The organism is Flavobacterium gossypii, assembly GCF_014138495.1.
Lineage (GTDB): Bacteria > Bacteroidota > Bacteroidia > Flavobacteriales > Flavobacteriaceae > Flavobacterium > Flavobacterium endophyticum.
In genome coordinates this window covers 549,276-560,663 of sequence record NZ_JACJIS010000002.1, presented here as the reverse complement: position 1 = coordinate 560,663, position 11,388 = coordinate 549,276, and the positions used below count along the sequence as shown (strand labels likewise).

13 protein-coding genes are annotated in these 11,388 nt (G+C 45.0%); 4 read left to right on the top strand and 9 right to left on the bottom strand.

The window, feature by feature from the left end; all coding sequences use genetic code 11:
* Positions 1 to 43: 43 nt before the first annotated feature.
* The gene (locus GGR22_RS12420) at positions 44 to 556 is read left to right on the top strand and encodes a hypothetical protein (RefSeq protein WP_182493929.1); all 513 of its coding nucleotides are present in this window, start codon (positions 44 to 46) and stop codon (positions 554 to 556) included.
* Positions 557 to 630: 74 nt separating this feature from the next.
* Here GGR22_RS12420 and GGR22_RS12415 read toward each other — a convergent pair whose 3' ends face one another.
* The 6 genes from GGR22_RS12415 to GGR22_RS12390 form a co-directional block, all read right to left on the bottom strand.
* Positions 631 to 1,059 (bottom strand): PepSY-like domain-containing protein, encoded by a 429-nt coding sequence (locus tag GGR22_RS12415; RefSeq protein ID WP_182493928.1) that lies wholly within the window; start codon positions 1,057 to 1,059, stop codon positions 631 to 633.
* Between the two features lie 125 nt (positions 1,060 to 1,184).
* A complete protein-coding gene (locus GGR22_RS12410) occupies positions 1,185 to 1,661 on the bottom strand; it encodes an acyl-CoA thioesterase (protein WP_182493927.1) in 477 nt (158 codons plus the stop codon).
* A gap of 27 nt (positions 1,662 to 1,688) precedes the next feature.
* Entirely contained in the window at positions 1,689 to 2,045 is a 357-nt protein-coding gene (locus GGR22_RS12405; RefSeq protein WP_182493926.1) for a SnoaL-like domain-containing protein, read from the bottom strand.
* Between the two features lie 71 nt (positions 2,046 to 2,116).
* On the bottom strand, positions 2,117 to 2,698 hold the full coding sequence (locus tag GGR22_RS12400; RefSeq protein WP_182493925.1) for a Crp/Fnr family transcriptional regulator: 582 nt from the start codon (positions 2,696 to 2,698) through the stop codon (positions 2,117 to 2,119).
* Between the two features lie 59 nt (positions 2,699 to 2,757).
* Positions 2,758 to 3,561, bottom strand: coding sequence for a helix-turn-helix domain-containing protein (locus GGR22_RS12395; protein WP_182493924.1), 804 nt, complete (start codon positions 3,559 to 3,561; stop codon positions 2,758 to 2,760).
* A 76-nt stretch (positions 3,562 to 3,637) separates the two neighbouring features.
* Positions 3,638 to 5,053 (bottom strand): aldehyde dehydrogenase family protein, encoded by a 1,416-nt coding sequence (locus GGR22_RS12390; RefSeq protein WP_182493923.1) that lies wholly within the window; start codon positions 5,051 to 5,053, stop codon positions 3,638 to 3,640.
* A 207-nt stretch (positions 5,054 to 5,260) separates the two neighbouring features.
* On the opposite strand from GGR22_RS12390, the gene GGR22_RS12385 reads away from it, so the two are divergent.
* The 3 genes from GGR22_RS12385 (at position 5,261) to hemN (ending at position 8,525) form a co-directional block, all read left to right on the top strand.
* A complete protein-coding gene (locus GGR22_RS12385; RefSeq protein ID WP_182493922.1) occupies positions 5,261 to 6,082 on the top strand; it encodes an SDR family NAD(P)-dependent oxidoreductase in 822 nt (273 codons plus the stop codon).
* Between the two features lie 78 nt (positions 6,083 to 6,160).
* A complete protein-coding gene (locus GGR22_RS12380; RefSeq protein WP_182493921.1) occupies positions 6,161 to 7,057 on the top strand; it encodes a helix-turn-helix domain-containing protein in 897 nt (298 codons plus the stop codon).
* 100 nt (positions 7,058 to 7,157) lie between these two features.
* Positions 7,158 to 8,525 (top strand): oxygen-independent coproporphyrinogen III oxidase, encoded by a 1,368-nt coding sequence (gene hemN, locus GGR22_RS12375; protein ID WP_182493920.1) that lies wholly within the window; start codon positions 7,158 to 7,160, stop codon positions 8,523 to 8,525.
* Between the two features lie 209 nt (positions 8,526 to 8,734).
* Here hemN and GGR22_RS12370 read toward each other — a convergent pair whose 3' ends face one another.
* The 3 genes from GGR22_RS12370 to ccoG are packed head-to-tail and all read right to left on the bottom strand — an operon-like array spanning position 8,735 to position 11,366.
* Complete coding sequence (locus tag GGR22_RS12370; protein WP_182493919.1) at positions 8,735 to 9,436, bottom strand: sulfite exporter TauE/SafE family protein; 702 nt, start codon at positions 9,434 to 9,436, stop codon at positions 8,735 to 8,737.
* Positions 9,437 to 9,442: 6 nt separating this feature from the next.
* On the bottom strand, positions 9,443 to 9,895 hold the full coding sequence (locus GGR22_RS12365; protein WP_182493918.1) for a FixH family protein: 453 nt from the start codon (positions 9,893 to 9,895) through the stop codon (positions 9,443 to 9,445).
* Between the two features lie 52 nt (positions 9,896 to 9,947).
* The gene (gene ccoG, locus GGR22_RS12360; RefSeq protein WP_182493917.1) at positions 9,948 to 11,366 is read right to left on the bottom strand and encodes a cytochrome c oxidase accessory protein CcoG; all 1,419 of its coding nucleotides are present in this window, start codon (positions 11,364 to 11,366) and stop codon (positions 9,948 to 9,950) included.
* Positions 11,367 to 11,388 lie beyond the last annotated feature (22 nt).

Here is an 11,388-nt window from a genome sequence, read left to right as displayed (position 1 = left end):
TTTAATGTTAGGATTGTTTTCCTGTAATGTAAAGACAAGATACTTGGATAATAATAAGACAAGGGTGCCGACAGACAATCAAGTCTTCGGCAACCGAGGTCTTTTTAATTCCGACATATTAAAAGGAATCGAAACCGATGTTATTTATGAAGAAATCTATGGTTATCTGTCTCAGAAAGACAATTTCATTCCTTTAGGAAAGCAGAAAAACTACAATACTCAGATGCAAGTAGGCTACTATAGATTTTATGAAAATGGTTGCGTGAATTTTTTTATACTGGAAAAAGATTTCAATGCTGCTCAGCAGGAAAGAAATATCAATCCAGAATACGATGGGAGTAGGGGAGTTTTGTATCAAAAAGAAGGTACGCGTAAAGTAGACTTGTTTGCGATCAAAAGCTATGGACTAAAACCAAATTACGACATCATTACTCGTATTATTGAAATAAAAGGCGATAGTCTGTTTGAAAAATCGATGAAAGATCCTAATTCGGTCAGAGTCTATGCAAAAAGAAAACTATCTCCAATGGCCTCAGCTTATACGGCTGATTGGTAATAATATCTAGTTTTTATAAAAAAAAGCCTCTATCTATTTAGAGGCTTTTTTGCTTTTAAGTATCAGGATCTAAATTAATCCGCTTTCAAAAATTTTCCTTCTTTAGTAAATTCCAAGTCAATACCATTCGTCAGATCCACATCCAAATCCTTATGGCCGTAATCGATATGCGTAATCTTTTCGTTTGGATAGTTTTTCGACACATAGTCTTTTATTGAATCTGGAATAAATGCAGTAGGAATCGGATTTTTCCCTCCATCGACTTCGCGATACGAACCGTCTTTCCAGAATTCTACTTCTGTACCGTCTTTAAGCTTGACTTCATAGCCCTTTTCACCGTGTTCTGCATCTTTCTTGGCGACTTCAATCGATGTATGGCTGAAATGTTTTTGCAAGAATTCCTGTGCTGCTTTTGGCAGTTCTGTCGTTTCTATTTTTTTCTGGGCATTAGCCGATACTGCCAAACCTAGCAATAATGCGGCAAAAGCAATTTTCGTTTTCATGGTTGTGTGTTTTAAGGTTATGTCCTCACTAATTTAGCACAACAAAAACGACAATCCAATCACTTTAGCAAATCTTTAATCTTTTGTATTTTAGTTGTATAGCGGATTATTTTTATAAAATACTGCTACTTTAACGTTGCCATCAGCTCTTTGCATCGTTCTTCAAAATAATGCTGTCCCGAAGGAACTACAATCGATTGGAACAATTCCATCAGCTTTTCAGAATGCTTCATCGAAGACTGCGTACGGATATCTACGTGGATAAACTTAGACCAAGACACTGCTTTTAATTTGGCCGCAGATTCATCCCACATCGTCATTTCGACCAAAAGCGATTTCTCCGAAAACTGAATCAGCTGCGATTTGATAGTTACTGTTTCCATCGTAAAAGCAGGCTGCAGATACGCAATCTGGTTGGTCGCCACAACCCAGCCGATCTTTTCGGTCTTGATCATCTCAAATATGTCAAGATTATAGTTTTCCTTGACTTGGTCTTCGCGGGCATTGATAAAATAGTCAAGGTATTTTGAATTGTTCAGGTGGTTGAACGGATCGCAGTCCTGAAAGCGTATTTTTGCCTTTGAGGCTAGTATTTTTTCCATATAATTGAAGGGTTGAGATTGTAGGATTTATAATCCCGAAATAAAGAATTGCTGGCTTATGATTTTACTGTTTTCTACTTTGTAGACGCACAATTCTGAAATCGTCTTGTCTTGTCCCGCAACGCTGAAATTCATCGAGAGGGAAACGCTGAAATAATTCCCAGCAAGTATAGGTTCAGACAGACGGATCTTTTTAATTTCGGCTCTTGACAAAAATAGCTTTTCTCTTTCGATCAAACCAGAAAGCCCTTTCAGGTCCAGCTGGTACATAGGGTCGATGCTTACGGCATTCTCGTCAAATAGTTCTTCGTAAGCTTCCACAAATTGTTGCTGTTGCAGGAGTGCGGTCAATCGTGCCGCTAGGGTTGCAGTTGTTTTTTCCATACTCTATAGCCTGATGCTTTTTATACCAAGCGATTACAAATCTAGCCATCGCAAGAACCAAAAAAAATGACCTATGTCAGTTTCGCAGCTACCTGTTTTCGGATGCGGCTCAAGCTTTCGGGATGGATACCCAGATACGACGACAAGTGCTTGACAGATATGGCGCTTACGAGCGCAGGATTTTGTTTCAAAAGCAAAGCATAACGCTCTTCGGCGGTCATCGACAGGATCTCGATTTCCCTTTCAAGTCGTTTCATATATTGGATTTCGGCCATCAGTCGGCCGAGCTTTTCTCCGTTCTTGTGCTTTTTGTAGAATAAGTATAAGGAACTGTGCGGAATGCAGCAGGCTTCAATATCAGTTATGGCCTCAATCCGAATAGGCGAAGGTTTTCGGGAAAGAAAGGAATAATAAGCGGCGACAAATGTTCCTTCCAGTCTAAAATCGACGGTCAGTTCTTTTCCGTCCTTGATAAAAAAATTGCGTGTTGCGCCGGAGTTAAGAAAATAGATATAATTCTCCACCTGTCCCACGTCGCACAATACGTCGCCTTTTTTGAAATGTTTTATCTCGATCCTGTGCGTATAGGCTTCCCATTCTTCAGCTGTAAACCGCAGTACGGAATCTACAGCTTCTTTTAATTTTTCTAGCATAGTATGCTTATTTCTGATAAAAATAGGCAATTTATCAAGAAAAAAAGAATAGTGATTCACTACACCTTCGAAGGCGATACCCCATACTTTTTCTTAAACGCAAACGAAAAATGCGACAAGTCTTCAAAGCCGACATCAATATAAACTTCCGACGGCGTCTTGGCTTTATTACTGATCAAATAATATGCTTCCTGCAATCGTCGCTGTTGTAGCCAATGGCTCGGCGTATCTTGGAATATTTTCTGGAAATCCCTTTTGAATGTGGCCAAGCTGCGTCCCGTGAGGTAAGCAAACCGTTTGAGATGCACGTTAAAGTGAAAGTTCTTGTTCATAAAAGCCTCCAAGTCGATCTTTCCAGGCTCGCTGAAATCAAACAAGATGTCTTTCAGTTCTGGATTGATCTTGATAAGCAGATAAACCGCCTCTTTTATTTTCAGCCTTAAGAGTTCCTGATTGTTTTCCTGCGGCAATTGCAAGTAGGCGAGGAGCGATTCCATAAAACTTAAATACAGCGGATTCGAAGCAATAGGAATTGCCGTTATATCTAGGGTCGTCTTTTTTGCCGTATAGTTGATTTCTCGGCTGATTTCCTGTAACGTCTCTTGATCCAGAAACAAGGAAATAACCTTAAACTCTCCGTTTTCTGGCGGCTGTTTCGCGAATTTGGCCAATCGGTTGCGTACGCTCAAACGGAAATCGCCTTCTTTAGAATGATACGTATTCTTCGCATCCCATGCCGTCATCGTTCCCGATATCTGGTAGCTGAAAACGTGCTCGGGAATAAAATGTTCTCCTTCTCTTGTACGCTGGTAGTAACAAGAATACAATACCTGCGGAGTTTTATCGTCTTTTGATGCTGTCATGATGGTAAAGTTAAAAAAATAGCTTCAGAAATACCGCTGTTTTTTAACCGTATTTCCGAAGCTGTTGTTGTGCAGTTTATCCGATCAAGGCTTTTGGTTCCAGATAGGCTTCCAGTCCGTAGATGCCGAATTCTCGTCCGATACCCGATTGCTTGAAGCCTCCAAAGGGCGCTTCAGGATCATGGTTCAAGCCGTTGACCAATACACGTCCGGCATTGATCTGTGAGGCAACGCCTCGCGCTCTTTCTGTATCGACAGAACTCACATACGCCTGCAATCCGTAGATGGTGTCATTAGCAATCTCGACAGCTTCCGCTTCGTCTTTGTAGGTGATGATAGAAAGTACCGGACCGAAGATTTCTTCCTGAGCAATACGCATCTTGTTGTCTACATTATAAAAAACCGTTGGCTTTACAAAGTTTCCGTTTTCAAGGCCTTCCGGATGTCCGAGCCCGCCGGTAAGGACAGAAGCACCTTCTTCAATCCCTAATTTGATATAGCCCTGCACTCTCTCGTACTGCTTTTGGCTAACCATCGGCCCTATAGCTGTTGTTTCTTCTTTCGGATCGCCTACAGGAAACAGCGGAAGCATCGTTTGTATCAATTCTTTGGCCTCTTCGAGTCGGCTTTCCGGAACCAAAAGGCGCGTTGCGGCAACACAAGCCTGTCCGCTGTTCATAAAGGCAGCTGCGATGGCGGTTGGAATCGCTTTAGAAAAATCAGCATCCTCTAGAAGAATGTTTGGCGACTTGCCTCCGAGTTCCAAAGTATAGCGTTTCAGGGTAGCCGAAGCCTCGCGGGCAATAATCTTTCCTACGGTGCTCGATCCGGTAAACGAGATTTTGGCAACGTCAGGATGCGTGCTGATTTCGGCACCTACGGTTTCACCCAGTCCGTTTACGATATTAAAGACGCCCGCAGGCAATCCGGCTTCGTGCAGGCATTCGGCCATAATCTGCGTCTGCATGGCGCTCATTTCGCTAGGTTTGATGACAGCGGTACAGCCTGCTGCCACAGCAGTAGCCAGCTTTCCGGCAATAAAGCCATTGCTGGCATTCCACGGAATGATGATGCCAACGACGCCTAGCGGTGTCAATTGTACTTCCGAAAAGCCCATCTTCTTTGTAAAGTCGAATTTTTCTAAAGTAGCTATAGCAGCAGTAAATCCGCTGAGCGTAAATTCCATGCTCATCCTGCAGAACTGCAAAGTCCCGCCATATTCTTCTACCATCACGTCAACAAGCTCGTCTTTTCGTCTGGATACCGCTTTGTGCATTCGTTTCAAGTATTCGATACGTTCTGCCTTTGTTGTTTGAGAAAAAGTCTTGAAGGCTTCCTTGGCTGCAGCAATGGCAGTTCGGGCATCGTGCTCGTTTCCTAAAACGACCTGTCCGATCTGTTTATTCGTTGTCGGACTGATAAGGTCAAAGACTTGGTTTCCTTGCGGTTTCACAAACTCGCCGTTGATGTAGATGCTGTCAATTGTTTTCATAGTATTAAAATTATGTGTCTGATTATTGATACCGCAAAGTTCAGCTATAGCCATACGCCCTGTTTTGCTGTACGGCTCAATATCGCTTTGCTGTACGGCTCACCGTTAGCTCTATGACAAAATGTATATGCTTTACCGCTTTTTGTATAAATCCTCCCAGTATTGCTGTCCTAACTTTGTCCTGTTATTAATCTAATACATTTACTGATGTCAAAAGTCATATTTATTACAGGTGCTTCCCGCGGATTTGGGAAGATATGGGCAGAAGCCTTTCTAAAACGCGGCGACAAAGTTGCTGCAACAGCGAGAAACACAGACTCGCTCAACGATTTAAAAGCACAATACGGCGAAGCGATCCTGCCGATACAATTGGACGTAACCAATCGCGAGCAGAGCTTTGCCGCAATCAACCAAGCCAAAGAATATTTCGGAAAGCTGGATGTCATTATCAACAATGCGGGTTACGGGCTGTTCGGAACCATTGAAGAAAACTCTGAAAAAGAAGTCAGAGACCAAATCGAAACGAACGTATTTGGATTGTTATGGATTACCCAAGCGGCGCTTCCAATCTTGAGAGCACAAGGCCACGGGCATATCATCCAACTGTCTAGCGTATTGGGCGTTGCTACCCTGCCGACTTTAGGCATCTACAATGCTTCCAAATTTGCCGTTGAGGCGATAAGCGAAACGCTTGCTACAGAGGTGAAAGAGTTCGGCATTAAAGTTACTTTAGTAGAGCCAAACGGATTCTCTACCGACTGGGCTGGGCCTTCTGCTATCCAATCAGAAACCATAACGGCTTATGACAATGTGAGGGCTGCCTTCCATGCAGGACTGGCCGATACGGATTCCTTCGGTAATCCAGAAGCCACTGCCGAAGCCATCCTAAAACTGGTCGATGCCGCCAATCCGCCATTGCGCTTGTTCCTTGGTAAGGTAGCCTTGCCTTGGGTAAAAGAAGTATATGCACAGCGCCTTTCAGAATGGGAAGAATGGAAAGACGTGTCTGCAAAAGCACATGGAAAATAAACTGCTTTTTTAGTATATTTACGTACCTAATTTTTAAAAAGAACTGCGCCTTCAAAAGCGTGGTTCTTCTCCTTTTTTATGAAACATTACAAAACCATAAGCGAACTGCACCGCGCCGTTGGCTATCCGCCTCCAGAAAATCCTCTGGTGAGCTTGGTCGTGTGCGAAAAACTAGCGGAATGCTCGATAGGGCAGAGCGAATTTACTACCGATTTTTACATGATTGCCTTCAAGAAGATCAAGTCGGGTTATGTGCTCTATGGCAGGACGAAATACGACCATGACGACGGCTCGATGATGTTCGTAAAGCCGCGACAGGTAATAGAAATCAACAATGTAGAACTCGAAGAAAAAGGCTTTATCATCTGGATCCACGAAGATTACCTGAACGGCTTCCATCTTCATTCCGAAATAAAGAAATACGGCTATTTTGATTACGAGGCCAACGAGGCGTTGCATCTTTCGGCCCGCGAAGAGCAGATTATCTGGGATCTTTACAGCAAGATCGATCAGGAATACTATAACAACCAAGACGAATACAGCCGCGAGATTATCATTGCGCATATCGATTCTATCCTAAAATACTCGCAGCGTTTCTACAAAAGACAGTTCATTAACAGGACAGAGCTGTCTGGCAAGACCGTATCTAAGTTTAATGACTTCCTGTCTTCGTATCTGGAAAACGGAAAGCTTCTTGAAAAAGGACTGCCGACCGTAAAGTCGCTCGCTGCCTTATTTAACCTTTCGCCGCGCTACCTCAGCGATTTGCTGAAACAGGAAACCGGCAAGACAGCCATGGAACTGATTCATATCTTCCTGATTTCCGAAGCCAAGAACCTGCTGCAAGGCTCTGAAAACTCGGTTTCTGAAACGGCCTATGCGCTTGGTTTTGACAACCCACCGTATTTTTCGAGGCTTTTCAAGAAAGAAGTCGGCATGAGTCCGAATGAATACCGGAAGAACTTTCTGAATTAAGATATCCAATTCAGAACCATGCTGTTAAAATTAACGAACATGACAATTATCATTCTTTAAAAATGGTAAGGGAAGTAGCTTTGGCATAAAATTACCGATCATGCCAAGCCATTCCCTTGTCCAAAAATACAATGTTCCTGGTCCTAGGTACACAAGCTATCCGACCGTGCCCTATTGGGACAGTAGCAATTTCAGTTATGAATCGTGGATGCAATCCTTTAAGAAATCCTTTCGCGAAAGCAATGCTTCCGAAGGCATCAGCATCTATATCCACTTGCCGTTCTGCGAGAGCCTCTGCACATTCTGCGGCTGTACCAAACGCATTACCAAGAACCATACTGTCGAACAGCCGTATCTCGAAGCCGTCCTAAAAGAATGGCAGCTCTATTGCCATGAAATGGAGGAGAAGCCTGTGATCAAAGAGATACACCTCGGCGGCGGCACGCCTACCTTTTTTGCCGTAAAGCATCTGGAAGACCTCATCAATGGCATACTCAAGACCGCCACTAAGGCGAAGGATTTCGAATTCAGCTTTGAAGGACATCCCAACAATACCACCAAAGAGCACCTCCAGAAGCTCTACGACCTCGGATTCCGCAGGGTAAGCTTTGGCGTTCAGGATTATTCCGAAACCGTGCAGAAAGCCATCCACCGCATCCAGCCGTTCCAGAATGTAGCCAAGGTAACGCTTTGGGCGAAAGAAATAGGCTATACCTCTGTAGGACATGACTTGGTCTTCGGATTGCCGTTCCAGACGATTGAAGATGTGGTCGATACTATCGAAAAGACCCGTTCCCTCAAGCCCGACCGATTGGCCTTTTACAGCTATGCTCATACGCCTTGGATCAAAGGCAACGGACAGCGCGGCTATAAAGACGAAGACATTCCGAAAGACGACGAAAAACGCAAGCTCTACGAAATCGGCAAGGCGCTACTGCATTCCAACGGCTACCACGAAATTGGCATGGACCATTTCGCTCTTGCGACCGATTCGCTGTATAAAGCTTCTGCAGCAGGAAAGCTCCACCGCAATTTTATGGGCTACAGCCATTCCAAGACGCAGCTCATGATCGGATTGGGCGTATCATCCATCAGCGACAGCTGGTACGGCTTTGCCCAGAACGTAAAAGACCTGGATGATTATTACCAGTTGCTGGAATGGAACCAGGTACCCGTCAACCGCGGGCATATCCTTACCAAAGAAGACTTGATTATCCGACAGCACATACTGAATTTGATGTGCCGTTTTGAAACAACGTGGAGCCGTCCGGAAGAATCTTTTCCAGAACTGCCAGCAGTACTTGAAAAACTATCCGAAATGCAAGACGATGGCCTGCTCCTGATTGAAGAAGGCAAACTTACCATTACCGAAATTGGCAAGCCTTTCCTAAGAAACACCTGCATGGCATTTGATGTTCGATTGCAGCGCAGCGTACCAGAAACGCAGTTGTTTTCGATGGTTATTTGAGAAAAGGGCTAAGAGGCTAAGGTACTGAGGTTCTAAGGTTTTGGCAGTTGTAGGCGATTAGCATTTGTGGAAATAAGAAATAAACAAAACTAACTATAGTAGTCTCTCATTATTGCAAGAACAAAACAAACCTCAGCGCCTTAGTGCCTTAGAACCTCAGTACCTTCCTAAAAACCTTAGTACCTCAGCACCTTAGCACCTCAGTACCTCTACCCACAATCCGGCATCCCCTTCACAAACAAACTCATATTTCCCGGAGACACATACATAATATCCAAACCCATACCGCGGAGGATAAACAACGTTCCGATAAGGATTGTGGTGATCGGAATGACCTTCTGTAGTTTTGTCCTGAAGCTGGTGCTTAAAAAACGGCCGGCATACGCCGCCGCGCTCAGCATAGGAATGGTTCCCAAGCCATACAAAGCCATATAGGCAATGCCCAAAGGAGCATGCTGCATGGCCAGCGCGCCGAACAAGGCCGCATAGACCAGTCCGCAGGGCAGGAACCCATTAAGCAGGCCGATCAAAAACAAGGCGCTGCTGCTTTTTTTCTTGAACTGCCTTCCCAGTCGCGATTTTACTTTAGAAATGACGCTATAGACGGGCCGTGAAAAGTTATACCGCATAAAAACCTTTTCTGGAATGACAGCAATCAGTATCATAAAAACACCAACAATTACCGACAGCTGCTGCTGCATTCCAGCCAAGTAAAAGCCTTTTCCCAGCAGCCCAAAAACCAACCCGAGGCTGCTGTAGGCCGTGAGCCTTCCCGAATGATAGAGCAGGAGCTGGGCCGTCTTTTTAGCCTGGCTGCTGCGGTCAAGCGGCAGCATCATGGCAATAGGACCGCACATTCCCACGCAGTGGAGGCTGGAAATAAGCCCGAAGAAAAAAGCAGAGTATATCATTTGAGTCTAGTCTAGCGTAAGCTGTTCTTTGTTGAGGTAGCCGGTGCCCTCATACTTCCAGTCGATAATAATGTCCCAGCGGCCGCCAGCCAAATCACTTTTAGGTATGAGCAAATTAGAAGAAGACAGTGCGATCGGAATGGCAAAGTCTAATTTCTGGCTGGACGGCCTGTAGAGGGACACTTTTCCTGTAATATTTTTATAATCGAAGCCTTGAGGGAAACGTATGGTAATGCCATTTTCTCCCGCTTCCAAGGCTACCTTGTGCTGTAATCTTGCGGCATTGTCTTCTTTGTCGAGCTGTGCCTGCAGTCCGGTTTCGTATTTGTAATAGTCTTCGATGACCAGCTCGTTGTCGTATTTGTGGTCTGACTGTACGAGAAAGACAAAGAACAGTATGAACGACATAAACAGTGCAAAAGCGATAAAGATTCCGGTTCCCCAGTTTAATTTCTTCATGATTCCTATTTTTATGCGCCGGCCTGCTTTAGGACAGGCGGCAGCGGTTGTATTAATTAAAGCTTCTTGGGCCTAGAAAATTAGTTCGTTCGGTCTCGATCAGCTGGTTTCCTTTATACACGCCAATCTCGATAGGCGTCTTGTCGCCTTCCAGAAAAGCCGGACTGATTTCTACAAACAGCGTTCCCTGAGCCATGCCTTCCTTGGCAATCCTAAACCGCGGCTTGCCTACGGTGGTAATGGTTCCTTTCGGACGCAGCAGCTCAAAATGGATATCGTCAAAATCGTTTACGGTCTTGTTCACGACCTTGTAGGTATAGACATTGCTGATGTTTTCGCCTTTATGCTCGAACAATTGCCCGGGCAGCCGCAATATGGTGGCCTCGACGTCATTTCTCAAGAACAGCAGTCCGATAAAGATGCCTGTTAAGATGAACAGTACCGCCGTATAGCCTTTCATGCGTGCCGTAAACTCAAACGTTTTGTTTTTGGTAATCTCGTCTTCCGAGGCATAGCGGATGAGTCCTTTCGGAAGGCTGACCTTTTCCATAATGGCATCGCATTCGTCGATACAGGCCGTGCAGTTGATGCATTCCAGCTGCGTTCCGTTGCGGATGTCGATACCCGTAGGGCAGACGTTTACGCACTGCCTGCAATCGATACAGTCGCCCTTGCCGCTAAGCGTTCGGTCTTCTCTTTTGTCCATCTTGGCCCTGCCTTTTTCCTTTTCGCCTCGCACGTGGTCATAGGCCACGATAATCGACTTGTTGTCCAACAGCACGCCCTGCAGCCTCCCATAAGGACAGGCGATAATGCAGACCTGCTCGCGGAACCAGGCATAGACAAAATAAAAGACGCCTGTAAAAATCAATAAGGCAATAAAAGTGCTGAGGTGGTTGGCCAAGGGCTCTTTTACCAGCCTGAACAGCTCGTCGCTGCCGATAAGGTAGGCGAGGAACACGTTGGCGATGCCGAAAGAAATGACGAAAAAGACCGTCCATTTCAAAACCCGCTTGCGGATTTTTTCGCTATCCCAGCGCTGCTTGTCCAATCGCAGCTGCGCCCCGCGGTCGCCGTCAATCCAGAACTCGATCCTGCGGAAGACCATTTCCATAAAGATGGTCTGCGGGCAGATCCAGCCACAGAATATCCTTCCGAAGGCCACTGTAAACAGTGCCACGAATACGACGCCCACCAGCATCGAAATCACGAACAGGTAGAAATCCTGCGGCCAGAACGGAAACCCGAAGATGTTGAACTTGCGTTCTGTCACGTTGAACAGCAGGAACTGGTTGCCGTTTACCTTCACGAAAGGAGCCGCAAACAAGAACAGCAATAGAAAATAGCTGACGATCTTGCGCCTGTCGTACAGTTTTCCTGAAGGAATTTTTGGAAATACCCAGATTCTCTTTCCTTTGTCATCTACGGTTCCTATCGCATCGCGAAAGGACTCATCCGGCATTTTTGGCATAACTTTTTATTTTTTCGGCACC

Bases quoted from the DNA above. Each gene is read 5' to 3' on its own strand.
- GGR22_RS12415 (WP_182493928.1), bottom strand. From the start codon at position 1,059: ATGAAAACGAAAATTGCTTTTGCCGCATTATTGCTAGGTTTGGCAGTA.
- GGR22_RS12410 (WP_182493927.1), bottom strand. From the start codon at position 1,661: ATGGAAAAAATACTAGCCTCAAAGGCAAAAATACGCTTTCAGGACTGC.
- GGR22_RS12405 (WP_182493926.1), bottom strand. From the start codon at position 2,045: ATGGAAAAAACAACTGCAACCCTAGCGGCACGATTGACCGCACTCCTG.
- GGR22_RS12400 (WP_182493925.1), bottom strand. From the start codon at position 2,698: ATGCTAGAAAAATTAAAAGAAGCTGTAGATTCCGTACTGCGGTTTACA.
- GGR22_RS12395 (WP_182493924.1), bottom strand. From the start codon at position 3,561: ATGACAGCATCAAAAGACGATAAAACTCCGCAGGTATTGTATTCTTGT.
- GGR22_RS12390 (WP_182493923.1), bottom strand. From the start codon at position 5,053: ATGAAAACAATTGACAGCATCTACATCAACGGCGAGTTTGTGAAACCG.
- GGR22_RS12385 (WP_182493922.1), top strand. From the start codon at position 5,261: ATGTCAAAAGTCATATTTATTACAGGTGCTTCCCGCGGATTTGGGAAG.
- GGR22_RS12380 (WP_182493921.1), top strand. From the start codon at position 6,161: ATGAAACATTACAAAACCATAAGCGAACTGCACCGCGCCGTTGGCTAT.
- hemN (WP_182493920.1), top strand. From the start codon at position 7,158: ATGCCAAGCCATTCCCTTGTCCAAAAATACAATGTTCCTGGTCCTAGG.
- GGR22_RS12370 (WP_182493919.1), bottom strand. From the start codon at position 9,436: ATGATATACTCTGCTTTTTTCTTCGGGCTTATTTCCAGCCTCCACTGC.
- GGR22_RS12365 (WP_182493918.1), bottom strand. From the start codon at position 9,895: ATGAAGAAATTAAACTGGGGAACCGGAATCTTTATCGCTTTTGCACTG.
- ccoG (WP_182493917.1), bottom strand. From the start codon at position 11,366: ATGCCAAAAATGCCGGATGAGTCCTTTCGCGATGCGATAGGAACCGTA.